The organism is Paracoccus pantotrophus (assembly GCF_008824185.1).
Classification (GTDB): domain Bacteria; phylum Pseudomonadota; class Alphaproteobacteria; order Rhodobacterales; family Rhodobacteraceae; genus Paracoccus; species Paracoccus pantotrophus.
The window spans coordinates 821287-846330 of the sequence record NZ_CP044426.1 but is presented as its reverse complement, the minus strand read 5'-3'; the positions used below and the strand labels follow the sequence as shown (position 1 = coordinate 846330).

The following is a 25044-nucleotide window of genomic DNA, read 5'->3' as shown; positions in this document are numbered from 1 at the left end:
GTGCGGCATCTCCTCTTGCGGTCGATCCTGCGCCGGCCGAGGCTTCGTTGACAAGCCTGTCCCCTCGCGCCATTCCTGCCGCGGAAAGCCGCAAGGATGCCCGATGAGCCCGCTTCCCGATGCCGCCGCGCGGCTGCTGATCCTGCGCCACGCGCCACTGGCCCAACCTGGACTGGCAGGGCGGCGCGACGTGGCGGCGGATTGCAGCGACCGGGCAACACTCGCCTGGGCGCGCACGGCGCTGGCTGTGGCGGGAACGCATTGGTCCAGCCCCGCCCTGCGCTGCCGGCAGACCTGCGCGGCTCTGGAGCTGGACCCCGAATGGCACCCCGCCCTGTGGGAGCAGGATTTCGGCACCTGGGAGCAGCCCGGCGCCGCCATCCCGGACCTTGGCCCGCTGCCGCCCGAGGAACTTGCCCGCCAGCGCCCCCCGGGGGGCGAAAGCTTCCTCGACATGGCGGCGCGGGTGCAGCCGCTGCTGGCGCGCGCGCAGGGCACGGTGGCGGTGGTCGCCCATGCCGGCACGGTGCGCGCCGCCCTGGCCCTGGCGGTCGGCCCGGCGGCACTGTCCTTTTCCGTGGCGCCGCTGTCGCTGACCATCCTGTCGCGCAGCCCTGCCGGCTGGGCCGTCGAGGCCGTCAACCGGGTCGCGCCCCAGGCCGCGCCATGATCCTGTCGCAGGACACGCTGACCATTGCGCTGGTGGCGCTGCTGGTCGATGCGCTGATCGGCTGGCCCGAGGCGCTCTATCGCCGCATCTCGCATCCGGTGGTCTGGCTCGGGCGGCTGATCTCGGCGCTGGACGCCCGCTGGAACAGGGGTGGGCATCGCATCGCCCGCGGCGCGCTGGCGGTGGGGGTGACGGTCGGCACGGCGCTGCTTCCGGCGCTGCTGCTGACCTGGGCGCTCGCGCCGCTGCCCTTGGGCCCCGTCTTGCTGGGCGTGCTGGCCTGGCCGCTGGTCGCCACCCGCTCGCTGCACGACCATGTCGCCGCGGTGGCGCGACCCTTGGCCGAGGGGGATGTACCGGCGGCGAAAGCGGCGGTGGCGATGATCGTCGGCCGCGACCTGGACGACCGGCCCGAGCCCATCGCCCGCGCGGCGCTGGAAAGCCTGGCCGAGAACGCCTCGGACGGCGTGGTCGCGCCCCTGTTCTGGGCAGCGGTGGCCGGTCTGCCGGGAATCGCCGCCTACAAGGCGATCAACACGCTCGATTCGATGATCGGCCACATGAGCCCGCGCCATGCGCTGTTCGGGCGGGCGGCGGCACGGCTGGACGATCTGGTGAACCTGCCGGCCTCGCGGCTGACGGCGCTGCTGTTCCTGCTGGCCGCGCCGCCTGCCGGAGGACGCGCGGCAGGGGTGATCCGGCGCGACGCGCGCCGCCACCGCTCGCCCAATGCCGGCTGGCCCGAGGCCGCCATGGCCGGCGCGCTGGACGTGCGCCTGTCCGGCCCGCGCCGCTATCACGGCGTGGAAAGCCCCGAGCCATGGCTGAACGGGGCCGCTCGCGACCCCGGCGCAACGGACCTGCTGCGCGGGCTGGCGCTTTATCGCCGGGCGATGGCGCTGCTGGGTTTGGGTCTGGCGCTGGCGATTCCGCTCTAGGACCAGTCGAAGAAATCGGCAGGCGCCCGGCCGCGCAATTCCTCGGCCAGGTCGGTGCCCATGGCTGCGCCCTCCGAGGCCGGACCGATGCGCTCGCCCGCGATGACCTCGCTGCCGTCGGGGCGCAGGATCTCGCCGCGCAGCCGCAGCCGGTCGCCATCCAGTTCCGCCAGCCCGGCGATGGGCGTCTGGCAGGAGCCGTCGAGCCGGGCGAGGAAGGCGCGCTCGGCCGTCACCCGCAGCGCGCTGTCCCGGTCCGAGATCGCCGCCAGCAGCGCGGCAATGCGCGCGTCATCGGCGCGCCGCTCGACCCCGATGCAGCCCTGCGCCACCGCGGGCAGCATCTCGTCGGGATCGACCGCGCCGCGCGCGACATGCAGCATGCCCAGCCGCGTCAGCCCCGCCATGGCCAGGAAGGTCGCCACGGCCACGCCTTCCTCCAGCTTTTTCAACCTGGTCTGCACGTTTCCTCGAAACTCGACCAGGTTCAGGTCGGGCCGCCGCGCCGCCAGCTGCGCCCGCCGCCGCAGGCTCGATGAACCGACGACAGCACCCTGGGGAAGCTCGGAAATCGCCGCGAACCGGGCGCTGACAAAGGCGTCGCGCACATCCTCGCGCGGCAGGTAGCAGTCGATCACCAGCCCCTCGGGCTGGATCGTCGGCATGTCCTTCATGGAATGCACGGCGATGTCGATCTCGCCCGCCAGCAGCGCATCCTCGATCTCGCGGGTGAACAGGCCCTTGCCGCCGATCTCCTTCAGCGGGCGGTCCAGAACGCGGTCGCCGGTGGTCTTGATCACCACGATCTCGAAGGACTTGGCGGCAAGGCCATGCGCGGCCATCAACCGGTCGCGGGTTTCATGCGCCTGCGCCAGCGCAAGCGCCGAGCCGCGGGTGCCGATGCGGATGGGGTTCTGGGGGTCGGGCATCTGGGTCATGGCACAGGGCTTAGCGCCCCCCCTCGGCCTTGACAACGGGGACGCGCGCGCCATGAAGGGGGCGAGAGGTGAATTATGTCCGAAAAAACCATCCTGCGCGCGCTGAAGGGCGAGCGTTTGCCCGTTCCGCCCGTCTGGATGATGCGCCAGGCCGGCCGCTACCTGCCGGAATACCGCGCCACCCGCGCCCAGGCCGGCGACTTTTTGTCGCTGTGCTACACCCCCGACCTGGCGGCCGAGGTCACGCTGCAACCGATCCGCCGCTATGGTTTCGACGCGGCGATTCTCTTTGCCGACATCCTGCTGCTGCCGCAGGCGCTGGGGCTCGACCTGTGGTTCGTGACCGGCGAGGGGCCGCGGCTTTCCACCATCACCAGCGCCGCCGGGGTGGCGGCCCTGAAGCCGGCCGAGGCGATCCACGACACGCTGGCGCCGGTCTATGAAACCGTCCGCATCCTGGCGCGCGAACTGCCGCGGGAAACCACGCTGATCGGCTTTGCCGGCGCACCCTGGACCGTCGCGACCTATATGGTCGCCGGCCGCGGCACCCCCGACCAGGCCCCGGCCCACGGCTTCAAGGCCGAGGATCGCGCCGCCTTCGCCGCGCTGATCGACCGCATCACCGAGGCGACCATCGACTATCTCTCGGCCCAGATCGATGCCGGGGCCGAGGTGGTGAAGCTGTTCGACAGCTGGGCCGGCTCGCTCAAGGGCCGGGACTTCGACGATTTCGCAGTCGAGCCCGCGCGCCGGATCATCGCCGCGCTCAAGGCCCGCCACCCCGGCGTGCCGGTGATCGCCTTCCCGCGCGAGGCCGGGCCGCGCTATGCGGGCTTTGCCCGTGCCACGGGGGCCGATTGCGTGGCGCTGGACAATTCGGTCGGCGCCGACTGGGCGGCGGCACAGGTGCAGAAGGACAGCTGCGTGCAGGGCAACCTGGACCCGCGCCTGCTGGTCACGGGCGGCGAGGAACTCGTCTCCGAGACGCGGCGGATCGTGAGGGCCTTCTCGCAGGGGCCGCATATCTTCAACCTCGGCCATGGCATCACCCCCGAGGCCGACCCCGAGAACGTCGCGCGGATGCTGGAGGCGATCCGCGGTTGATGGGCGGGGTCGGGGCTTGAGCTGGATCCTCGCCACGCTGATCGCCGCCGCGGCCCAGACCGGGCGCAATGCGGCGCAGCGCCGGCTGACCGCGGAACTCGGCACCATGGGCGCGACCGCCGTGCGCTTCCTCTTCGGCCTGCCCTTCGCGGCGCTGGTGCTGGCGGGGATGGCGGCGCTGGTGCCTGTGCCCCTGCCCGATGCGGCGGTGCTGCTCTGGGCGGCGCTGGGGGCCGCCTCGCAGATCGCCGCCACCGCGCTGATGCTGGTGACGATGGAAAGCCGCGGCTTCGGCGTCACCACCGCGCTGATCAAGACGGAACCGGTGACGCTGGCGCTGATCGGCGCCCTGATCCTGGCCGAGCCGCTGGGCCCCGTCCGCATGGCGGCGATCGTCACGGCGACGCTGGGCGTGGTGCTGATGTCGGGGGCCGACTGGCGGCGCGGCACCTGGCGCGCGGCGGGCCTCGGCATCGCGGCCGGGGCGCTGTTCGGGCTTTCGGCCATCGGCTTTCGCGGCGCGATCCTTGCCCTGCCCTTCGGCGCCGAGCCAGTGCGGGCCGCCACCGTCCTGCTGCTCAGCCTGGCCCTGCAAAGCGCGATCATGCTGGCCTGGCTGGGCGCGCTCGACCGCGCGGCGCTGAGGGGTATCGCCCGGCACTGGCGCGGTTCGCTGGGCGCGGGCGCGCTGGGAGCGCTGGCCTCGCTGTTCTGGTTCCTGGGCTTCGCGCTGACAGCGGCGGCCAATGTCCGCACGCTGGCCCTGGTCGAGGTGGTGATGGCGCAGCTCGTCTCGGGCCGGGTGTTCCGCGAAGGCATCTCTGGGCGGCAGGTGGCGGGCATGGCGCTGATCGTGCTGGGCGTCGCCGCGCTGATCGCGGCAAGCCACGGATAAGGCCGCCCGCCTGCGCCCCGAAAAAACCCTGCCCATGACGAACGCGCGCGCGCCGCATGGGTATTTGGAGAGCAGAGAAGATCGGGGCCGCACCCGGATTCTTCTTCGTTGCACAAATACCCAAATCGCGGCGGCGCCACCGGATCGGCCTTTCCGCCCCTCGCGCCGCGGGCTAACAAGGGCACATGACCCTGCCCGCCCTTTCCCCCGATCAGGCCGAAGCCTGGGATGCGCTTGCCGCCGCGCTTGAGGAGTCCGGCATCGACCTGGTCTCGGAGGAGATCGCGCCGCCGCAGCCCGGCAAGGGCCGGGTCATGGCGGTGATCGGCAAGGCCGGCTCGGGCAAGACCCTGCTGCTTGCCGAACTGACCAAGGCGCTGAAGGCGGCCGGGGTCGATATCGTCTCGGGCGATTACGAGGGCAAGAAGCGCAAGGACCGCCGCACCGTCGCCATCCTGGCCCCCACCAACAAGGCGGCCTTCGTGCTGCGCATGCGCGGCGTGCCGGCGACCACGATCCACCGCATCCTCTATACCCCGGTCTACGACCCGGAATACGAACGCATCGCCGACTGGCTGACCGGCGCGGGCGAGCGCCCCTCGGTCGAGGGGCTGATGGAAGGGCTGACCGAGGCGGCGCTGGACCGGGCAAAGGCCTTTTACGACCAGCATGCCTCGATCCCCGGCGCCCTGGCCGCCGCCGGCCTGCGCGGCTCGGACTTCATCCGCGGCTGGAAGCGGCGCGAGGACGGGCTGGACATCGGGCTGGTCGACGAAGCCTCGATGCTGGACGAGCGCCAGTTCGACGACCTGCGCGAGATCTTTCCGCTGCTGATCCTGTTCGGCGATCCGGCGCAGCTGGCCCCGGTCGGTCAATCGGGCCAGATGGTCTTCGACCGGCTGGCCGCCCCGCAGCGGCTGATGCTGAGCCGCATCCACCGCCAGGAGGGCGACAGCCCGATCCTGGACCTCGCGCATGCGCTGGCCGATCCGGCGCTGGAGTTCGACGGCTTCGAGCGCATGATCCGCGACGCCGCCAGCCGCGATCCGCGCGTGACCTGGGCCGAACGGGTGGAATCCGACCTGATGGCGCAAAGCCCGGTGCTGGTCTGGCGCAACATCACCCGCATCAAGCTGATCCAGGCCTTCCGCTCGGCCTATGGCGCGCCGGGCGATGCGCTGCTGCCGGGCGAACCCTTGATCTGCGACGGGCTAGAACTGCCGCTGAAGCACCGCAAGAAGCGCATCGACCTGGAGGCGCGCGGGCTGATCAAGGGCGCGCAGGTGATCTATCTGGGCCCCGGCCGCAAGCCCGGCTTCTCGCGCCTGCATGTCGTGGGCGCCGAGGAGCCGCGGCTTTCCGCCGCCTCGATCGTCAAGATCGAGATGCCGGATGTCGAGGAGCCCTTCATCCCCTATGCCGCCCGCATGGGCGCGGCCTTCCTGCATGGTGCCGCGGTGACGATCCACAAGGCGCAGGGCAGCCAATGGCCCGACGTGCAAGTCTTTGCCCCCGATATCGCCGCCGCCGCCTGGTCCGGCCGGTCCGAGGCCGGCATCGCGCTGTGGAAGCGGCTGGCCTATGTCGCCATCACCCGCGCGCAGGAGCGGCTGCATTGGGTGGTGAAATCGCGGCTGGCCCGGCCCTCGGCACCGCTGCGGACCGATCACCTGGAGGCCCCGGCCGCGGTGCTGGAACTGGCCGCCGAGGCCCAGGAATAACCGCAGGCGCCTAGCTAGCCGCGCCGCGACAGCTTGCGCGCCGCCGTGTTCGGGCGCAGCTGGATCATGCGCAGCTCCAGCGCCTCGGCCAGCGCCTCGCGCGGGATGCCGGTTTCCCGCGACAGCCGCAGCAGGCCGAAATGCACGCGGGCGAGTTCCTGATAGTAGCGGGTGAAGCTGTAATTGATCGAGGCCCCGGCCAGCGCGCCCAGCACCGGCACCGCCTGCGCCGCCAGCTTCTGCGCCAGCGAGGCCGAGAGCCGCGGCGCCACCCGCGCGATCAGCGCCTGCACGGTCTGTCCGGTGATGGTCATGCGCGCCGCCAGCAGCCCCAGGTCGGTGCCGTCGTCATCCGAAAGCGGCCCCGCCGAGGCAAAGACATGCAGCGCCTCGCGCCGGGCCTCGTCCGAGACCGGGTCGAAGCCGTGTTCGGCGGCGATGTCCATGATGGCGCGCAAAAGCAACGTCACCGTCACCGGCAGTTCCAGCGCCGCGCCGCCGACCCCGGCCAGCCCGCCCACCGCGCCCGATGTGGTCGAGAGCAGGCGGTTGAACAGATCGCCCCGTTCCCGCAGCACCCCGCGCGACCGCGAGGCGGCGTCGAAGGCGCGGTTCAGCGCCGCGAGCGTGATCCGGTCCACCCGCCCGCGCACCGAGGGCGGCAGGCGCTCGATCAGCCCCTCGGCCTTGCCGCCGATGGCCGTCAGCAATTCCATCGCCACGCCGCCCGCCTGGAGATAGCGCCGGGCCAGCCGGTCGATCGCCGCATGCACGGTCGGGTCGTCGATCGGCGGCAGGACGGCCTGGCGGACGGGGATTTGGCTTTGTTCGGTCATCCTGCGGATACCCTGCAATGTCTTGGCTGTGCTAGAACTGGGCATTGGCAAGGGAACCCGCAACCCGTCGCGCGGGTTCCGCTGGCGAATGGGCAGCCCGGCGCCGGAAGACGGGCAGAACAGCAAAGACACGGAAGACGAGGAAGATCGCAATGAACATCCGCCGCACGATCCCCGCCCTGACATTGACCGCCGCGCTGGCGCTGGGGCCGGCCGCCCTGGCGCAGGAGAGCGGGGCACAGGACACCGGGATGCAAGACACGGCAACGCAAGAGACGGGGGCGCAGGCGACGGCCGGGCAATCGGCCGGACAGGCAGCCGCCGCCGATATGGGCCTGACGCTGGCCGATCTGGGCAAGGACCAGGGCCTGACCGCCGCGGTCGAGAAGATGGCCGAGGGCCACCAGATGCCCGAATGGCTGAGCGAGGGCGCGGTGATCTCGCCCAGCCAGAGGGTCGCCTTCGGCGGCCAGGACTATCTGGCCATGACCGCCTGCAAGCAGCACGATTGCGCGGCGAACCAGTTCGCGGTGCTTTATGCGCCGGGCAGCGGGACGGCCCATGGCGTGCTTTCGGTGCGCGACGGCGAGGGGGCGGAACTGCTGACCTGGCTCGGCATGGCCGGCGGGCCCGAGACGATCGACGGGCGCACCATCCTTTATGCGGCGCTGACCGGCAGCCTGGCCAATCATCCGCAGGATTTCATCTATGCCGAGTGATCGGGCGGCGCGAGACCGGCGCCGCCCTCGCGGCGCATCTCGCGCTGGCCGGGTGCGGATTCGCCGGTCTCGCGCTCGACCGTTCCGGTGATGCCGGCCCAGGCGCCGGGCACCAGTTCCAGCCCCAGGACGCGGTCGGGGTTGGTGGGCGGCGGCATCTCGACGCCTTCGAGATTCCAAAAGCCAAAGCGTTGATAATAAGGAAGATCGCCCACCAGCATCACCCGCTGCCACCCCATCTCGGCCGCCCGTGTCAGGCTTTCGCGCATCAGCAGCGCCCCCAGCCCCTCGCCCTGCGTGGTCGGATGCACCGCGACGGGGCCCAAGAGCAGCACCGGCCGCCCGGCCACGCGCACCGGCCAATAGCGGATCGCCCCCATCAATGCGCCGAAATCGCCGCGCAGCATCAGGCAGAGCGGTCCGACGGGGGCGACCCCGTCGCGCAGCCTGTAAGAGGACAGCGCCGTGCGCCCCGGCGCGAAGCACAGGTCCAGAAGCGCCTCGACCTCGGGCGTGTCGGCGGGGGTTTCGGGGCAAAGTTCGTACATCCTGCCTCCGGTGCTGGGGTCGGGATTCGGGTGGTCTTGGCGCGGCGCAGGGACCGCGTAACATGCGGCCGCGGCCGGGAAAACCGCCTGCGGAACCCCGGCGGCAAAATTCGCCGGCCTGTCGCAAAGGTAGACGGGTGGGCGGCAAGAACGCTTGACGCGCCCGGCGCATGGGGTCACTTCTGGGCCCCGCATCACGCAGGGACCAGCGAGGCACGCCATGTTCTACCGACCCCAGGACGGCCACGGGCTGCCGCACAACCCGCTGAACGCCATCGTTGCGCCCCGCCCGATCGGCTGGATCTCGACCCGCGGCCGGCAGGGCGACAACCTGGCGCCCTATTCCTTCTTCAACCTGACCGCCTATGTGCCGCCGCAGGTCATGTTCGCCTCGACCTCGGCCAAGCCGGACCGGCAGGGCACCAAGGACAGCGTGGCCCAGATCGCCGAGTCGCGCGTCTTCTGCGTCAATATCGCCGACGGGCCGCTGAAGGACCAGGTCAATGCCAGTTCCGCCGCCTTCCCCGCCGGGGTGAACGAATTCGAGGCGGCCGGGATCGAGCCCGCCGAATGCCAGACCATCGACTGCCCGCGCGTGGCCGGCGCCGCCGCGGCGCTGGAATGCCGCGCGACCCGCATCCTGCGGCTGGCGGGCGAAGCAAATTACATGGTGCTGGGCGTCGTCACCGGCATCCACCTGCGCGAGGATTGCCTGAAGGACGGCCGCTTCGACCTGCACGGCACCGGCTGGCTGTCGCGCATGGGCTACAAGGATTACACCATCACCACCCAGACCTTCGAGATGGAGCGCCCCTGATGGAGAACCGGCCCGAAAGACGCCGCCGCGACAGCCGCACGGTGCGCGACTATATCCGCACCATCGTGGATTTCCCGCATGAGGGCATCCTGTTTCGCGACGTGACCACGCTTTTCGCCGATGCGCGCGGCTTTCGCATGGCGGTGGACCAGCTGCTGGCCGCCTATGCCGGCGAGGATATCGACAAGGTGGTGGGGCTGGAGGCGCGCGGTTTCATCCTGGGCGGCGCGGTGGCGCATCAGCTTTCCGTGGGCTTCGTGCCGATCCGCAAGAAGGGCAAGCTGCCCGGCGCGGTCATCAGCCAGGCCTATGCGCTGGAATATGGCGAGGCGGTGATGGAGATCCATGACGACGCGCTGAAACCCGGCGAGCGGGTGCTGATCGTCGACGATCTTCTGGCCACCGGCGGCACCGCCGCGGCCGGCATCTCGCTTTGCCAGCGGCTGGGGGCCGAGGTGGTGGGCAGCGCCTTCGTGATCGAGCTGCCCGAGCTGGGCGGGCGGGCATTGCTGGAGGGGCTGGGCCACGAGGTCCATGCCCTGACCAGTTTCGAGGGCGCCTGATCCCTTGCGGCAGGCCCTTGCCGGGGTTAGGTGAGGCCCATGGACAAGAAACCGCCCCTGACCCTTTACCTGGCCGCGCCGCGCGGTTTTTGCGCCGGCGTGGACCGCGCCATCAAGATCGTCGAGATGGCGCTGCAGAAATGGGGCGCGCCGGTCTATGTCCGCCACGAGATCGTGCACAACAAGTTCGTCGTGGACAGCTTGCGCGACAAGGGCGCGGTCTTTGTCGAGGAGCTGGACGATGTGCCCTCCGACCGGCCGGTGATCTTCTCGGCCCATGGCGTGCCGAAATCCGTGCCGGCCGAGGCGCGGCGGCGCGAGATGGTCTTCGTGGACGCCACCTGCCCCTTGGTCAGCAAGGTCCATGTCGAGGCCGAGCGCCATCATGCCGAGGGCCTGCAGATGGTGATGATCGGCCATGCCGGCCACCCGGAGGTGCTGGGCACCATGGGGCAATTGCCCGAGGGCGAGGTGCTGCTGGTCGAGACGGTCGAGGACGTGGCCATGATCGCGCCGCGCGATCCCTCGCGGCTGGCCTTCATCACCCAGACCACGCTGTCGGTCGATGACACCGCCGCCATCGTCGCGGCGCTGCAGGCGCGGTTTCCGGGCATCGTCGGCCCGGCCAAGGAGGACATCTGCTATGCCACGACCAACCGCCAGGCCTCGGTCAAGGCCATCGCCGGGCGGATCGACGCGCTGCTGGTGATCGGGGCGCCGAACAGCTCGAACTCGCGCCGGCTGGTCGAGGTCGGCAGCGCCGCCGGCTGCGCCTATTCGCAGCTGGTGATGCGGGCCGACCAGATCGACTGGCGCGCCATCGCGGGCGCGCGGGCGGTTGGCGTGACCGCCGGCGCCTCGGCCCCCGAGGTGCTGGTCGACGAGGTGGTCGCAGCCTTTGCCGAACGCTACGACCTGACCGTCGAGATGGTCGAGACGGCGCGCGAGAATGTCGAGTTCAAGGTGCCGCGGGTCTTGCGCGAGGCCTGAGCCTCGCCCGTGGGGGCCTTGCCCCCGCCCCTGCGGGGCTCCCCCAGGATATTTGGACAAGAAAGAAGGATTGCGGGATGAAACTGTGGTCGATGCCGTCATCCGGCAACAGCTACAAGGTACGGCTGCTCTTGGCGCTGCTGGGGCGGGATTGCGAGATCCTGGACGTGGAATACCAGACCGAGGCGCTGGAACGCGCCAAGGCCGAAGGGCGGCTGCCCTTTGGCAAGGCGCCGGTGCTGGAGCTGGATGACGGGCGGCTGTTGCCGGAATCGAACGCGATCCTGTGCTGGCTGGGCGAGGGCACACGCTTCGTGCCGAAGGATGCCTTCGGGCACGCCGCCATGCTGGGCTGGATGTTCTGGGAGCAGAACCAGCACGAGGGCGTCGTCGCCGTGCGCGCCGCCCTGCGGACCTATCCGCACCGTCGTGCGCAGGCGACGCCCGAGCGCATGGCGGAGCTGCTGGAACGCGGCCATGTCCTGCTGCAGGTGATGGAGGACCGGCTGGCCGGGCATGACTGGCTGGTGGGCGATGCCCCGAGCCTCGCCGATATCTGCCTTTACGGCTATACCCATACGGCGGGCAGCCTGGGCGGCTTCGACATGGCGCGTTTCCCCGGCATCGGGCGCTGGCTCGACCGCATCGCCGCCCTGCCCGGCTACGAGGGGCTGGAGGCATGAGCGTGCTTCATGCCTGGACTGACGGCGCCTGCAGCGGCAATCCCGGCCCCGGCGGCTGGGGGGTGCTGATGCGGGCCATGGAGGGCGAGAGGGTGCTGAAGGAGCGCGAACTGTCGGGCGGCGAGGCCATGACCACCAATAACCGCATGGAACTGATGGCCGCGATCTCGGCGCTCGAGGCGCTGACCCGGCCGAGCGAGATCACCGTGACCACCGACAGCGCCTATGTGAAGAACGGCGTCACGCAATGGATCCATGGCTGGAAGAAGAACGGCTGGCGCACCGCCGACCGCAAGCCGGTGAAGAATGCCGAGCTGTGGCAGCGGCTGGACGCGGCGCAGGCCCGCCACCAGGTGCGCTGGGAATGGATCAAGGGCCATGCCGGCCATCCCGAGAACGAGCGCGCCGACGCGCTGGCGCGGGCGGGGATGGCGCCCTTCAAGCCGGCGAAGGTCTCGGGGTGAGCGTCGAGGCGCTGATCCCGCTGCTGGATTATGCCAGCGTGCTGGTCTTTGCCCTGACGGGCGCGCTGGTCGCCAGCCGCGGGCAGCTGGATGTGGTCGGCTTCATCTTCTTCGCCACGCTGACCGGGATCGGCGGCGGCACCCTGCGCGACCTGGTGCTGGGCCGGGCGCCGGTGTTCTGGGTCGGCCGGCCGGAGCTTTTGCTGCTGACCGCCGGGGCGGCGATCGTGGTGTTCTTTACCGCGCATCGGCTGGAAAGCCGCTATCGTGCCATCCTGTGGCTGGATGCCTTTGCCCTGGCCGTGGCGGTGCCCGCGGGCGTGGGCGTGGCGCTGGAGGCGGGAGTAAGCCCGGTGGTGACCGTGCTGATGGGGGTGATGACCGGCACCTTCGGCGGGCTGATGCGCGACGTGGTCGGCAACGAGGTGCCGCTGGTGCTGAAGCAGGGCGAGCTTTACGTCACCGCCGCCTTTGGCGGGGCGGTGGCGGCGCTGCTGCTGCTGGGCCTGGGCACCGGGCGCGGCTGGGCGCTGATCGGCTGCGCGGCCATGGTGCTGATGCTGCGCGCCGGGGGCCTGGGCTTCGGCTGGCGGCTGCCGGTCTACAAGGCGCGGCCGCCGCGGCAGTGACCGGCGTCAGCGTTCGGACCAGACCGCCATTTCGGTGCCGCCCGGCTCGCGGAACTGGAAACGGCGGCCGCCGGGAAAGTCGAAGATCGGCCGGGTGATCGTCGCCCCCGCCTCGGTCACGCGGGCCAGCGCGGCTTCCAAGTCGTCGGCCTTGAGGATCACCAGCGGCGGCGCCAGGGCAGCGGCAGCAATACCGCCCGCGATTCCGGCATCGGCGAGTTCCTGGTATTCGGGGCCGTAATCGTTGAAACCCCAGCCGAAGGCTTCCCTGAAGAAGGCTTTCGTGGCCGGCAGGTCGGGCGAGGAAAATTCGAGATAGTCGATCTTCATCGGGAAGTCCTTTCAAATGTTCCCGTTTTGTTTACCCTCGCGCGCCGCCTAGCGCAAGGCCGGCGGGCCGGGACGGCGCTCGCGCAGATCCTCGACCCCCATGCGCAGGCCGGCGCCGATGCGATGCGCCAGCGCCGACCAGGCCCTGGCCGTCTCGGGCGGCAGGGTGCGGCGCAGGGTTTCGTCGAAAAGCATCAACCAGGGCGAGAAATGCTGCGGTTGCACGTCGCCCGCGCGCATGTGGACCTGCATCGGATTGCCGTCATAGCCGCGTTCGTAGAGAATGGCATTGCGCCAGAAGCGGGCGATCCTGGCCTCGTGCTCGGGCCAGTCGGCGACATGGGCGGCAAAGACCGGGCCCAGCACCTCATGCCGGCGAATCGCGGCGTAGAAGGTGGCGACGACGCGGTCGATCTGTTCGGGGGTGACGTCAAAGCGCGGCGGGATCATGCGGCGGATATGGGCCGGAACGACCGGGCCCGCAAGCCCGAGGCGGCCCCGCTCGGCGCGGCATGGCAGCGCAGGCGCGATGCGGCAAAGGCACGGGCCCTGCCTGCTGGCGGGGCGGTGCAAGCGGCGCTTGCAGGGTCCGGGGCGGTTTCCTATAACCCGCGCATGTTCAGCAGGGCGCGGATTTTCCGAATTATTCGCCCGGCGGCGTAGGGAGCCCTCGCCGCCGGGTCATGCATGCCTGCCCTGCCAGCGAAGGATTCCCGCCAGATGAGCGACACGACCACCGAGACCCAGGCCGCGACCGATTACCGCGACACCGTCTTCCTGCCCCAGACCGATTTCCCGATGCGCGCCGGCCTGCCGCAACGCGAGCCCGAATGGCTGGCCCGCTGGGAGCGCATCGGCATCTACGACCGGCTGCGCGAGAAGGCAGCGGGACGCGCGCCCTTCATCCTGCATGACGGCCCACCCTATGCGAACGGCAACCTGCATATCGGCCACGCGCTGAACAAGACGATCAAGGACATCATCGTGCGCAGCCACCAGATGATGGGCCGCGATGCGCGCTATGTGCCGGGCTGGGACTGCCACGGCCTGCCGATCGAATGGAAGATCGAGGAGAAATACCGCAAGGCCGGCCAGGACAAGGACGCGGTCGACGTGGTGGAGTTCCGCCAGGAATGCCGCCGCTTTGCCGAGCATTGGGTCGATGTCCAGCGCGAGGAGTTCAAGCGGCTGGGCATCACCGGCAAGTGGGACGATCCCTATCTGACCATGGACCATCACGCCGAGGCGGTGATCGCGGCCGAGTTCATGAAGCTGTTGATGAACGGCGCGCTCTACCAGGGCTCGAAGCCAGTGATGTGGTCGCCGGTCGAGAAGACCGCCCTGGCCGAGGCCGAGGTCGAGTATCACGACCATACCAGCCACACCATCTGGGTGCGGTTCCGGGTGGAATCGTCGCAGGGTATTTGGGAAACGGAAAGCCCGGCCAGCGTGGTGATCTGGACCACGACGCCCTGGACCATCCCGCAGAACCGGGCCGTGGCCTATAATCCGGCCATCGCCTATGGGCTTTACCGCGTGGGCGGGGTGGCCGAGGGGGCCACGGCGCGCCCGGGCGAGCTTCTGGTGCTGGCCGATGCGCTGGCCGAGAGCGTGAAGCAGGCCGGCAAGATCGAGGACTGGCAGCGGGTCCGCGACGTGGCGGCCTCGGATCTGGAGGGGCTGCTGCTCGCGCATCCGTTGCGCAGCGTCGAGGGCGGCGCGGGCGAATGGGATTATGACGTGCCCATGCTGCCGGGCGATCACGTCACCGAGGACGCGGGCACGGGCTTCGTCCATACCGCGCCCAGCCATGGCGACGACGATTATCAGCTTGGGCTGCGCTTCAAGCTGCCGATGACCTATAATGTCGAGCCGGACGGCTCCTATCGCGCCGACCTGCCGCTGTTCGGCGGCCAGGCGATCATCGCGCCCGACGGCAAGGAAGGCCCGGCCAATGTCAGCGTCATCAAGCAGCTGGCCTGGGCCGGCGCACTGCTGGCCAAGGGCAAGATCAAGCATTCCTATCCGCATAGCTGGCGGTCCAAGGCGCCGCTGATCTATCGCAACACGCCGCAATGGTTCGCGGCCATCGACCATGCGCTGGCCGATGGCATGGGCGAATATGGCGACACCATCCGCACGCGGGCGCTGACCAGCATCGACAGGCTGGTGAAATGGTGGCCGCAATCGGGCCGCAACCGCATCCATTCCATGGTCGAGAACCGGCCCGACTGGGTGCTGTCGCGCCAGCGCGCCTGGGGCGTGCCGCTGACCTGTTTCGTGAAGAAGGGCGCCAAGCCCGGCGACCCGGAGTTCCTGCTGCGCGACCAGCGGGTGAACGACCGCATCATCGAAGCCTTCGAACGGGACGGCGCCGATGCCTGGTATCGCCCCGGCTTTGCCGCCGAGGTGCTGGCGGGCGTGGCCGATCCGGCCGATTACGAGCAGGTCATGGACGTGCTGGACGTGTGGTTCGATTCTGGCTCGACCCATGCCTTCGTGCTGCGCGACCGCGCCGACGGGGCGCCGGACGGCATCGCCGATGTCTATCTGGAAGGCACCGACCAGCATCGCGGCTGGTTCCAATCCTCGCTGCTGCAGGCCTGCGCGACCAAGGGGCGGGCGCCCTATCGCAACGTGGTCACGCATGGCTTCACCCTGGACGAGAAGGGCATGAAGATGTCCAAGTCGCTCGGTAATACCATCGTGCCGGCCGAGGTCATCCAGCAATACGGCGCCGACATCCTGCGGCTCTGGGTGGCGCAGACCGACTATACCGCCGACCAGCGCATCGGGCCCGAGATCCTCAAGGGCACCGCCGACAGCTATCGCCGGCTGCGCAACACGCTGCGCTTCATCCTGGGCAACCTGGCCGGCTTTACCGAGGCCGAGCGCATCGATCCGGCCGAGATGCCGGAACTGGAGCAATGGGTGCTGCATCGCCTTGCACAGATCGACCGGCAATTGCGCCATGGCTATGACGGCTTCGACTTCCAGGGCGTGTTCCAGGCGGTATTCCAGTTCGCGACGGTGGACCTGTCGGCCTTTTATTTCGACATCCGCAAGGATGCGCTTTACTGCGACGCGCCCGATGCGCCGCGGCGGCGGGCGGCGCGCACGGTGCTGGACCTGCTGTTCCACCGGCTCGTCACCTGGCTGGCACCGATCCTGCCCTTCACCATGGAGGATGTCTGGCTGAGCCGCTTCCCCTCGGAGGAGGACAGCGTGCATCTGCGGGACTTCCCCGTCACCCCGGCGGAATGGCTGAACGAACCGCTGGCGGCGAAATGGGACACCATCCGCCGCATCCGCCGCACCGTGACCGCCGCGCTGGAGATCAAGCGCACGGACAAGGTGATCGGCGCCAGCCTGGAGGCCGCACCGGTCGTGCATGTCGAGGAGCCCGAGGATCTGAAGGCGCTGAAATCGGTGGATTTCGCCGATATCTGCATCACTTCGGACCTGAGCCTGACCGGCGATCCGGCGCCGGGCGAGGCGTTCCGGCTGTCGGACGTGCCCGGCATCGGCGTCGTCTTCGAGCCGGCGGAGGGCGAGAAATGCCAGCGCTGCTGGAAGATCCTGCCCGATGTCGGCAGCCACCGCCATCCGGGCACCTGCGCCCGCTGCGATGCGGTGCTGTCCAAGGGATGAGGGCTGCGGTCCCGGCAGCGCCCTGCCCACCGGGAACCGCCGCGGCGCGGCGCGGGTCTGGCTGCTAGCGCAGCCAGAGGCCGGCCTTCTTCAGGATCTGCCGCGTGCGGCCTTCGTTCAGCGGCAGGCGACGGTCGAACATGGGGCGGATGCGGTCCCGGCCGATGCCTTCCAGCACGATCTGGCGGGCGGGTGCCCATGCCTCGGCCAGCGGGGCCAGCCGCGGATCGCGCAGCACCGTCTCGGCCGTCTCGACGGCAAGGTCGCTTTCCCGCGCGTAAAGCAGCGGCAGGTCGCGATAATGGCAGGTCACATCACCGTCGAGCCCCGCCAGGCCGGGGCCGGGACGCCCGCCGCCAAGCGCATGGATCACCAGCGGCAGCGCCACCTGGTCCAGCAGCACGTCCAGCTTCTGGCTGGCCAGCGCCTCGCCTGGGTCGTCGCGGATGGCCAGCGCCCAATCCAGGAAGCGCCGGCCGAATTCCTGCGGGTCGGCACCGAAGAACCAGCCGGCGTTGAAATACAGGTAACGCTCCCAATGCTCGTCGGGCTGGCTGGTGTCCAGCGAGCTTTCGTAATCCAGCCCGAAACGGTCATAGAGCGATTTCCAGATCGCGCCATAGCCCGGACCGTAGAGCGGCGGCTCGGGCCAGGTCGCCGTGCGGCGCATCGAGGCCGAGGGGCGCGAGAAGTCGAAGGGCAGCCGGTCCAGCGGCCCGGTGACAAGCGTGTCGCTGTCGAAGAAGATGAAGGGTTCGCCGGGCGGCAGCACCGACAGCGCCTCGATCTTGTTGCCGAAGGGATAGCTGGCGCCGAAATGCCGGGCGGCAAAGGGCAGGATCTCGGCCCCGAAACCCAGAAGCGCCAGGCGGATCGGGGCCGGTATCCGGGTCCGCGCGCCGGCCCAGGCGCCCTCGGGGCTGGGCTCCGCGACGATCAGCCTGCCGTGCCAGCCGGGCGCGTTCCGGCGCAGGCTGGCGGCAAACAGCGCCGCCTCCATGCCCAGGCGGATGTCCTGGCCGACCAGCAGGATGTTGAAGGGGACAGCCTGCACCGGCGCGGGTGGAGCGGCCTTGGGCTTGGCTTCTGGCTTGGCCTTGGCTGCCGTCTTTCCGCGCTTTGCGGCGCGCTCGGCCTGACGCAACTGGCGCCGCGCTTCGCGCTCGGCGCGGTTGGCCGCCTGCCGCGCGGCCTGCTTGCTGATCCTGGCCGGGTCCGCGCGATCCTCGTCTTTTCCCTTGTCCTTGGCCACGTTGCACACACCCTGATTGCGAATCTTTACCGCAAAGGGTTTAGCAACAGGACAGGGTTTCATTCCAGAGGCGAATTGTATTTTCCATATTCAACCGCCATGCGACACGATGGAATAAACCGGAAACGGAAACACGCCTGAATTGCATCAAATACGGAAATTCATCGGAAAACCTCACCAAAAAGGCAGGTTCCCGCTCAACGGCTTTCATTGCAGGGTTACTTCAGCCGTTGAACGATTTCCGCTTTTACAGGTACGGCAAGACCGGGTGAGACGTGGGCACCGTGCTCATCCGGTCGCTCTTTCCCGAATTTGGCATCAAGCTTAGGACTTGTCGATCTTTTCGGTAAATCCACGGCGCTTTTCCGCCGATATGCTGGTGCAGGTTTATCCGATCCCGCGCTGCACAACCGGATGCGTCACCGGACGTGTCGGGATCGTTCCGCGCACCGACGCGACGCCGCCCCCCGCGATCCGCCAGCAGGCCATAAGAGTCGTGCATATCCCGATGGTTGAAGCACCGCGCCGTGGCCCGCGCATGATTGTCCCAGCGGCCGGAGGCGTCGCCGTGCTCGTTGTCCAGGCCAAGGCAGGCTGCCGCCTGTCGCCCTGCCCGGCCATTCCCATATCGATCCGCCTTGCCGGAAAACGGCCGCGCTTCGACATCCACGACGGGAATCACGGGGGATCTCCGGCCCGGTGCGGGAACCTCTGCCATGGAACGGTCGTTCAATTCCCACATGCGGACACAAACCGCTCGAAAGGAGTAGCGATGAACTGGGATATCATCGAAGGCAAATGGAACCAGCTCAAGGGCAGCATCCGCGAGAAATGGGGCGACCTGACCGATGACGAGTTGACCGAAGTCGCGGGCAAGAAGGACAAGCTTGCCGGCAAGTTGCAGGAGAAATACGGCTGGACCAAGGAAAAGGCCGACGAGCAGATCGACCATTTCTTCCGCGACAAGACCTGACCTTCCCCTCGCCTTTCCAGGTCGGACGACCGCCAGGGCCTCCGGTTCGCGCCGGGGGCCCCTTTTCTTGCCGCAAACCCGGCCGCGCGCGGGAACAAAATGCGAACCAATCCCCCATTGAACCTCTTGCGCCGGCTTCCTATCTTGTCTGCCAGCAGGGGGCGCAGACTGCCTGTCTTTAGGGGTTGCGCCTCTTGGCGAGAAAGGACTGATTCCATGAACGAATTCGCCCAAACCACCCATCCGGTCCTGCCCTTGCGGGACATCGTGGTGTTTCCGCACATGATCGTGCCGCTGTTCGTCGGGCGCGAGAAATCGGTGCGGGCGCTCGAGGCCGTGATGGAGCAGGACCGCCCGATCCTTCTCGCTGCCCAGAAGGATGCCGCGGTCGACGAGCCCGCCGCCGAGGGGATTTTCCGCACCGGCGTTCTGGCCAATGTGCTGCAACTCCTGAAACTGCCCGACGGGACCGTCAAGGTTCTGGTCGAGGGGCGCGAGCGCGTCAGCATCACGGATTTCGTCCCCAATGACGCCTATTTCGAAGCCCGCTGCGAGTTGCTGCCCGAAGAGCCGGGCGACGAGGAGACGCTGGCCGCCTTGACCCGTGCTGTGGCCGAGGAGTTCGAGCGTTACGTCAAGGTGCGCAAGAACATCCCCGAGGAGGTCGTCTCGGCCGTGGCCGAGGCGCGCGATTCCACCCGCCTGGCCGATCTGGTCAGCGGCCATCTTGGCATCGCGCTGGACAAGAAGCAGGAACTGCTGGAAACCCTGGTGACGGCCGAGCGGCTGGAAAAGGTCTATGGCCTGATGCAGGGCGAGATGTCGGTGCTGCAGGTCGAGAAGAAGATCAAGTCCCGCGTCAAGACGCAGATGGAGAAGACCCAGCGCGAATACTATCTGAATGAGCAGATGAAGGCCATTCAGAAGGAGCTGGGCGACGGCGAGGACGGCTCGAACGAGATCACCGAGCTGGAGGAAAAGATCGCCGCGACCAAGTTCAGCAAGGAGGCCCGCGAAAAGGCCGAGGCCGAGCTGAAGAAGCTGAAGTCGATGTCGCCGATGTCGGCCGAGGCCACGGTCAGCCGCAACTATCTGGACTGGCTGCTGTCGCTGCCCTGGGGCGTCAAGTCGCGCATCCGCAAGGATCTGGGCAAGGCCGAGGAGGTGCTGGACGCCGATCACTACGGCCTGGAAAAGGTCAAGGAGCGGATCGTCGAATACCTGGCGGTGCAGAACCGCTCGACCAAGCTCAAGGGGCCGATCCTGTGCCTCGTCGGGCCTCCGGGCGTCGGCAAGACCTCTCTGGGCCGTTCGGTGGCGCGGGCCACGGGGCGCGAGTTCATCCGCATCAGCCTTGGCGGGGTGCGTGATGAAAGTGAAATCCGCGGCCACCGCCGGACCTATATCGGCTCGATGCCCGGCAAGATCATCCAGGCGCTGAAAAAGGCCAAGACCACGAATCCGCTGATCCTGCTCGACGAGATCGACAAGATGGGCCAGGATTTCCGCGGCGACCCGGCCTCGGCCATGCTCGAGGTGCTGGATCCCGAACAGAACGCGAGTTTCGTGGACCACTATCTTGAGGTGGAATACGACCTGTCGAACGTGATGTTCGTGACCACGGCCAACAGCTACAACATGCCGGGCCCCCTGCTCGACCGGATGGAGATCATCCCGCTGGCAGGCTATACCGAGGACGAGAAGCGCGAGATCGCGCGCCAGCACCTGCTGCCCAAGCAGATCAAGGCGAACGGGCTGCGCAAGGGCGAGTTCGCGGTCAGCGACGAGGCCCTGACCCATGTGATCCGCTACTACACCCGCGAGGCGGGCGTGCGGTCGCTGGAGCGCGAGATCGCCAAGCTGGCCCGCAAGGCCGTAACCGAGATCCTCAAGGGCAAGGTCAAGTCGGTCGAGGTCACGCCCGAGAAGGCCGAGGAGTACCTGGGCGTGCGCCGCTATCGCTATGGCCTGGCCGAACAGGACGACCAGGTCGGCGTGGTGACGGGCCTGGCCTGGACCCAGGTCGGCGGCGATCTGCTGCAGATCGAGGCGCTGAAGCTGCCCGGCAAAGGCCGCATGAAGACGACCGGCAAGCTGGGCGAGGTGATGAAGGAATCGATCGACGCCGCATCCTCCTTCGTCCGCTCGATCAGCCCCGAACTGGGGGTGAAGCCGCCGAAATTCGAGAAGGTGGACATCCATGTCCACGTCCCCGAAGGCGCGACGCCCAAGGACGGTCCTTCGGCGGGCATCGCCATGGTGACCTCGATCGTCTCGGTGCTGACGCAGATCCCGGTCCGCAAGGACGTGGCCATGACCGGCGAGGTCACGCTGCGCGGCAACGTGCTGGCCATCGGCGGGCTCAAGGAAAAGCTGCTGGCGGCGCTGCGCGGCGGCATCAAGACCGTGCTGATCCCGGCCGATAACGAAAAGGATCTGGCCGAGATCCCGGCCAACGTCAAGGAAGGGCTGAAGATCATCCCGGTCAGCCATGTGCGCGAGGTGCTGCAGCAGGCGCTGGTGCGGATGCCCGAGCCCATCGAATGGGACGAGGCCGCCGAGGAGGCGGCCGAGGCCAGCCGGTTGGCCGCGACCCGCGACCAGGGCAGCGGCGGCGCGGCGGTCGCCCATTGACATTTGACCGCGCGGGCCATCCCGCGCGGTTTTTTTCTTGACCGAGGCTCCAGCAGAAAGGAGTTCGCTCATGGCAAGATCGGAGGGAAAGCCGAGAAGGGAAAGCATGGCCGAGCCGGAGCCGGCAAGGGTTCTGCAAAAGCGGCAGCTTCTGGCCCAGGTCGCGCGCCGGACCGGGCTGCGCAACAGCGAGGTCAAGGCCGTCGTCGAGGCCACCCTGGCCGAGCTGGACGAGGCCATCGCCGCCGGCATGACGCTGGCGCTGCCGCCGCTGGGCCGGGCACGGATCAGCCGGCGCAACGACAGTTCGGGCGGCGAGGTCATCACCCTGCGCCTGCGCCGCCGCACGACGGGCGAGGCGTGATTTTTCCGCCAAAGCCTCTTGCGGCCCGCCGCGGCTGCGGCTATCTAGCGCGCATCGGGCGATTAGCTCAGCGGTAGAGCGCTTCGTTCACATCGAAGATGTCAGCGGTTCAAATCCGTTATCGCCCACCATTATTTTCAACGACTTAGGCCAGCGCATACGAAGCGCGCCTAAGTCGATTGAACCCTTCCCTGCGGACGCAATCACAGAACTCGCGCAATTCAGCGCGCGATTCTCCACGCCCCACCACAGCCATCCTCTCTGCTGCTGTGGTCGGGGTGGCGTGGTCAATGTCATGGTCCGAGAAGGCGCGCCACGAGCCGCCATGCTCTTGCCGAGGCCCGAAGCGCAGGTGATCACCGCAATAGTGGGCAGCATCTGGGCATAGGTCATGGCGGTGGTCAGTTCCCGGGCCACGCGCGTCTGAAGAAAGCCGGGCGCCTGAGGGCGATCACCACATCCTCGACTACGCCAAACAGCTCGACCAACTGGGCGAAGCCTACCGGCTGCTGGACCACGCCGAGATCGCGGAAGTGACCGGCTCGCAGGCGTTCAGCTCGGCGATCTTCATGCCGGGCACGGCCATCGTCCAACCCGCCGCCTATATCCGCGGGCTGGCCGATGCGCTTGCCGGCAAGGTGACGCTTTACGAGCAGTCGCCGGCGATGTCCTTCGAGCCCAAGGGCAATGGCTGGCGGGTCGAGACGCCCGGCGGGTCGGTCGCGGCGGGGCGGATCGTCCTGGCCAATAACGGCTATGCCGAGCGCTTCGGCTTCTTCCGCGGCCGGCTCATGCATGTCTATACCTATGCCTCGATGACCGAGTCTTTCTCGCCGAACCGCCTCGGCGGGCTCAGGGACTGGGCGGCGACGCCGTCCTCGCCATGGCGGGCTCCTGCCATCTCCGGCTCACCCCCCTGAAGAGTGAGATTTCCGTATTTCCCGGTGGTTATCCACATTCATGCGACCCGAGAACCGTGTTTCCCGCTTAGAGAGCCTATCCCATGCCCTATGATCATCTGAGCAGCAGCGGGCGCAGCCCCGCCCAGGATCATCATCAGCAAACGCCGGTGGGCCCTGCCCTCCGGCGCAGGGAGCAGCTTGGCCCATGGCGCGAGACCGGAGAGATATTGCCGACAGGGAGGGCGCCGCGCGGACGGCGGACTCCGTTTCGGCACCTCCGGCCGACAAACCCTTGCCGGGAACCGGCAACCCGCGCAGCATCACGACCAGCTGCTTGCCCTCGTCCGGGCGCTGGCCCGCGATGCCGCACAAGCCGATCACGCTGTAGAACGCGGCGCCCCTGACGATTGACCTGCCCCTCCGCACGGAGATCCGCCCATGACCCTGCGCGCCGTCATCTACGCCCGCTACTCCTCCGACCTGCAATCGGCCTCGTCGATCGAGGACCAGTCCCGGCTCTGCCGCGAGCGCACCGCCCGCGCCGGCTGGCAGATCGTGGGCAGCTACGAGGATGCCGCCACCTCCGGCGCCTCGCTGATGCGTCCCGGCATCCAGCGCCTGCAACAGGATGCCCGCGAGCGGCGCTTCGACGTCGTGATCTCGGAAGTTCTCGACCGGCTGTCGCGCAACCAGACCGATATCGCGGCGCTCTACCAGAACCTCACCTTTGCCGGCGTGACCATCGAGACCCTGGCCGAGGGCCGCATCGACGAGATGCATATCGGCCTGAAAGGCACGATGAACGCCCTGTTCCTGAAGGATCTCGCCGCCAAGACCCGCCGCGGTCTGCGCGGCCGCGTCGAGAAAGGCAAATCCGGCGGCGGCAATGCCTTCGGCTATACGGTGCTGCGCAGCCTGACCGAGGACGGCGAGATCAGGCGCGGTGACCGCCAGATCAATGAGGACGAGGCCGCCATCGTGCGGCGCATCTTCCATGCCTACGCCGAAGGGATGTCGCCGAACCGGATTGCCGACCAGTTGAATCGCGAAGGCATCCCCGGCCCCCGCGGCCGGGCCTGGGACAAATCCACCATCCACGGCAATCCCAAGCGCGGGACCGGCATTCTGAACAATGAGATCTACGTTGGGTGTTTGGTCTGGAACCGGCAGTCCTTCGTGAAGGACCCCGCCACCGGCAAGCGCCAGGCCCGCCCGAATCCGGAAGCCGAATGGATCGTCACCGAGGTTCCGGAACTGAGGATCATCGACCAGTCCCTCTGGGACCGGGTCAAGAACCGCCAAGAGGGCCGCAAGATCGAACAGACCGACCGAGAGGCCTGGGAACGGCGCAAGCCGCGCTTCCTGCTCACCGGCCTGGTCAAATGCGGCTGCTGTGGTGGCGGCTTCTCGACCATCGGCAAGGACCGCTTCGGCTGCTCGAACTCGCGCAACAAGGGCAAGTCGGTCTGCACGAACCGCACCGGTATCACCCGCCAGGATCTGGAGGGCCGGATCCTGACCATCCTCTCCGAGCGGCTGATGGACCCGGAACTGGTGAAGGTCTTCGCCGAGGAGTACATCGCCGAACGCAATCGCCTGGCCGCCGCCCATGTCGATGACCGCGCGGTCAAGGAGAAGGAACTGGCGAAGGTGATCAAGGAACAGGATGCGTTGGTGAACGCGCTGCTCTCCGGCCTGCCGCCCGAGCGCATCAAGGCCAAGATGGAACAGCTCGAGACCCGCCAGAAGCAGATCGAGAAAGACCTCGCCACCGCCCCTGCCGCGAACGCGACCCTGCGGATCCACCCGAAGATGGCCGAAACCTATCACGACCGCATCCGCGCGATGATCGCCGCCCTTTCCGTGCCGGATCACGAATCTGAAGCCCGCGAGGCGATCCGGGCTCTGATCGAGAAGATCGTGGCGACGCCGGTCCCAACCAAGGGCAAGCGGATGCGCCTCGAACTGGTGCTGCACGGCGATCTGGCGGGCATTCTGGCGCTGAGCCTGAACGCGGATCGGCTGACCGGACAGAAAAAAACCTCCTGCGAACAGGAGGTTGTAGAAAGTGCAGGATTTCTGGTTGCGGGGGGCGCGCAACTACCGAGACCAACACTCACTCGAAGTCATTGTATAGAAAGAGATAATAGCCTTTCGGCCACTCTTCGTAAGCGCAAGAACCAAACTCGAACATGGGAAGAGCCGTGACTGGCCCCCATCGCTTGACCCTAGCACAAAAAAATCAGCGCTACCCAGCATGCCACAGACAAAGGCGGGAAACGCCGTCTGCAAAATCATTCCTCGCGCGTGGGGAGCAGAAACCACAGCAAATATCCCCCACGGCAAAGAAGCAAGAGTTCCACCGCCCAGCGTGGCCGTCAGGAGTGTCAGCCTTCTCCGGTTGCCAAGAACCACTAGCCAGC

At 68.2% G+C, this 25044-nt stretch carries 24 protein-coding genes and 1 tRNA gene; 19 read left to right on the top strand and 6 right to left on the bottom strand.

Going from position 1 to position 25044, the window contains the following annotated elements; all coding sequences use genetic code 11:
• Positions 1–103: 103 nt before the first annotated feature.
• Together ESD82_RS14580 and cbiB are read left to right on the top strand one after the other, a co-directional pair.
• Positions 104–670, top strand: a complete 567-nt coding sequence (locus ESD82_RS14580; RefSeq protein WP_147428028.1) for a histidine phosphatase family protein — start codon at positions 104–106, stop codon at positions 668–670.
• On the top strand, positions 667–1608 hold the full coding sequence (cbiB, locus tag ESD82_RS14575) for an adenosylcobinamide-phosphate synthase CbiB (protein WP_028710550.1): 942 nt from the start codon (positions 667–669) through the stop codon (positions 1606–1608). The genes ESD82_RS14580 and cbiB overlap by 4 nt, the downstream gene beginning before the upstream one ends.
• Here cbiB and hemC read toward each other — a convergent pair.
• The gene (hemC, locus tag ESD82_RS14570) at positions 1605–2546 is read right to left on the bottom strand and encodes a hydroxymethylbilane synthase (RefSeq protein WP_024845076.1); all 942 of its coding nucleotides are present in this window, start codon (positions 2544–2546) and stop codon (positions 1605–1607) included. The two genes, cbiB and hemC, sit on opposite strands and share 4 nt — an antisense overlap.
• Before the next feature lie 75 nt (positions 2547–2621).
• Here hemC and hemE point away from each other — a divergent pair, with 75 nt between their 5' ends.
• The 3 genes from hemE to ESD82_RS14555 all read left to right on the top strand — a co-directional run bounded on the left by hemE (position 2622) and on the right by ESD82_RS14555 (position 6266).
• Positions 2622–3650: a uroporphyrinogen decarboxylase gene (gene hemE / locus ESD82_RS14565; RefSeq protein ID WP_147428029.1), complete on the top strand. Its 1029-nt coding sequence runs from the start codon at positions 2622–2624 to the stop codon at positions 3648–3650.
• Between the two features lie 16 nt (positions 3651–3666).
• Entirely contained in the window at positions 3667–4545 is an 879-nt protein-coding gene (locus ESD82_RS14560) for an EamA family transporter (RefSeq protein ID WP_147428030.1), read from the top strand.
• A 185-nt stretch (positions 4546–4730) separates the two neighbouring features.
• Positions 4731–6266, top strand: coding sequence for an ATP-dependent DNA helicase (locus ESD82_RS14555; RefSeq protein WP_147428031.1), 1536 nt, complete (start codon positions 4731–4733; stop codon positions 6264–6266).
• A 14-nt stretch (positions 6267–6280) separates the two neighbouring features.
• Here the strand turns inward: ESD82_RS14555 and ESD82_RS14550 are convergent, their stop codons facing one another.
• Positions 6281–7102: an EcsC family protein gene (locus ESD82_RS14550; RefSeq protein ID WP_147428032.1), complete on the bottom strand. Its 822-nt coding sequence runs from the start codon at positions 7100–7102 to the stop codon at positions 6281–6283.
• 152 nt (positions 7103–7254) lie between these two features.
• Between ESD82_RS14550 and ESD82_RS14545 the strand changes: the two genes are divergently transcribed.
• The gene (locus ESD82_RS14545; RefSeq protein ID WP_024845071.1) at positions 7255–7821 is read left to right on the top strand and encodes an Ivy family c-type lysozyme inhibitor; all 567 of its coding nucleotides are present in this window, start codon (positions 7255–7257) and stop codon (positions 7819–7821) included.
• On the opposite strand, the gene ESD82_RS14540 is transcribed toward ESD82_RS14545, so the two are convergent.
• Positions 7809–8369: a GNAT family N-acetyltransferase gene (locus ESD82_RS14540; protein ID WP_147428033.1), complete on the bottom strand. Its 561-nt coding sequence runs from the start codon at positions 8367–8369 to the stop codon at positions 7809–7811. The two genes, ESD82_RS14545 and ESD82_RS14540, sit on opposite strands and share 13 nt — an antisense overlap.
• 220 nt (positions 8370–8589) lie before the next feature.
• Here ESD82_RS14540 and ESD82_RS14535 point away from each other — a divergent pair, with 220 nt between their 5' ends.
• The 6 genes from ESD82_RS14535 to ESD82_RS14510 all read left to right on the top strand — a co-directional run bounded on the left by ESD82_RS14535 (position 8590) and on the right by ESD82_RS14510 (position 12515).
• Positions 8590–9186 (top strand): flavin reductase family protein, encoded by a 597-nt coding sequence (locus tag ESD82_RS14535; RefSeq protein ID WP_024845069.1) that lies wholly within the window; start codon positions 8590–8592, stop codon positions 9184–9186.
• Positions 9186–9749 (top strand): adenine phosphoribosyltransferase, encoded by a 564-nt coding sequence (locus ESD82_RS14530; protein WP_024845068.1) that lies wholly within the window; start codon positions 9186–9188, stop codon positions 9747–9749. Before ESD82_RS14535 ends, ESD82_RS14530 begins: the two co-directional genes overlap by 1 nt.
• 39 nt (positions 9750–9788) lie before the next feature.
• Positions 9789–10739: a 4-hydroxy-3-methylbut-2-enyl diphosphate reductase gene (gene ispH / locus ESD82_RS14525; RefSeq protein ID WP_024845067.1), complete on the top strand. Its 951-nt coding sequence runs from the start codon at positions 9789–9791 to the stop codon at positions 10737–10739.
• Positions 10740–10816: 77 nt separating this feature from the next.
• Positions 10817–11422: a glutathione S-transferase family protein gene (locus ESD82_RS14520; RefSeq protein ID WP_024845066.1), complete on the top strand. Its 606-nt coding sequence runs from the start codon at positions 10817–10819 to the stop codon at positions 11420–11422.
• Positions 11419–11886 (top strand): ribonuclease HI, encoded by a 468-nt coding sequence (gene rnhA / locus ESD82_RS14515; protein WP_024845065.1) that lies wholly within the window; start codon positions 11419–11421, stop codon positions 11884–11886. The genes ESD82_RS14520 and rnhA overlap by 4 nt, the downstream gene beginning before the upstream one ends.
• Positions 11883–12515: a trimeric intracellular cation channel family protein gene (locus ESD82_RS14510; RefSeq protein WP_147428034.1), complete on the top strand. Its 633-nt coding sequence runs from the start codon at positions 11883–11885 to the stop codon at positions 12513–12515. Before rnhA ends, ESD82_RS14510 begins: the two co-directional genes overlap by 4 nt.
• A 6-nt stretch (positions 12516–12521) precedes the next feature.
• Here the strand turns inward: ESD82_RS14510 and ESD82_RS14505 are convergent, their stop codons facing one another.
• Both ESD82_RS14505 and ESD82_RS14500 read right to left on the bottom strand, forming a co-directional pair.
• Positions 12522–12845, bottom strand: coding sequence for a VOC family protein (locus tag ESD82_RS14505; protein WP_147428035.1), 324 nt, complete (start codon positions 12843–12845; stop codon positions 12522–12524).
• Between the two features lie 48 nt (positions 12846–12893).
• Entirely contained in the window at positions 12894–13295 is a 402-nt protein-coding gene (locus ESD82_RS14500) for a group III truncated hemoglobin (RefSeq protein ID WP_024845062.1), read from the bottom strand.
• A gap of 270 nt (positions 13296–13565) precedes the next feature.
• Here ESD82_RS14500 and ileS point away from each other — a divergent pair, with 270 nt between their 5' ends.
• Entirely contained in the window at positions 13566–16496 is a 2931-nt protein-coding gene (gene ileS / locus ESD82_RS14495) for an isoleucine--tRNA ligase (protein ID WP_147428036.1), read from the top strand.
• 64 nt (positions 16497–16560) lie between these two features.
• Here ileS and ESD82_RS14490 read toward each other — a convergent pair whose 3' ends face one another.
• Complete coding sequence (locus ESD82_RS14490) at positions 16561–17748, bottom strand: hypothetical protein (RefSeq protein WP_147428037.1); 1188 nt, start codon at positions 17746–17748, stop codon at positions 16561–16563.
• A gap of 331 nt (positions 17749–18079) precedes the next feature.
• On the opposite strand from ESD82_RS14490, the gene ESD82_RS22625 reads away from it, so the two are divergent.
• The 6 genes from ESD82_RS22625 (at position 18080) to ESD82_RS14460 (ending at position 24829) form a co-directional block, all read left to right on the top strand.
• Positions 18080–18721, top strand: a complete 642-nt coding sequence (locus ESD82_RS22625) for a CsbD family protein (RefSeq protein ID WP_407672829.1) — start codon at positions 18080–18082, stop codon at positions 18719–18721.
• 216 nt (positions 18722–18937) lie between these two features.
• Entirely contained in the window at positions 18938–21355 is a 2418-nt protein-coding gene (gene lon / locus ESD82_RS14480; protein WP_024845058.1) for an endopeptidase La, read from the top strand.
• Positions 21356–21461: 106 nt separating this feature from the next.
• Complete coding sequence (locus ESD82_RS14475) at positions 21462–21719, top strand: HU family DNA-binding protein (protein ID WP_231486843.1); 258 nt, start codon at positions 21462–21464, stop codon at positions 21717–21719.
• 56 nt (positions 21720–21775) lie between these two features.
• Positions 21776–21850 (top strand) — tRNA-Val (locus tag ESD82_RS14470).
• Between the two features lie 327 nt (positions 21851–22177).
• Positions 22178–22639: an NAD(P)/FAD-dependent oxidoreductase gene (locus ESD82_RS14465; protein WP_147428038.1), complete on the top strand. Its 462-nt coding sequence runs from the start codon at positions 22178–22180 to the stop codon at positions 22637–22639.
• Between the two features lie 420 nt (positions 22640–23059).
• The gene (locus ESD82_RS14460; RefSeq protein ID WP_244314583.1) at positions 23060–24829 is read left to right on the top strand and encodes a recombinase family protein; all 1770 of its coding nucleotides are present in this window, start codon (positions 23060–23062) and stop codon (positions 24827–24829) included.
• Positions 24830–25044: the final 215 nt, after the last annotated feature.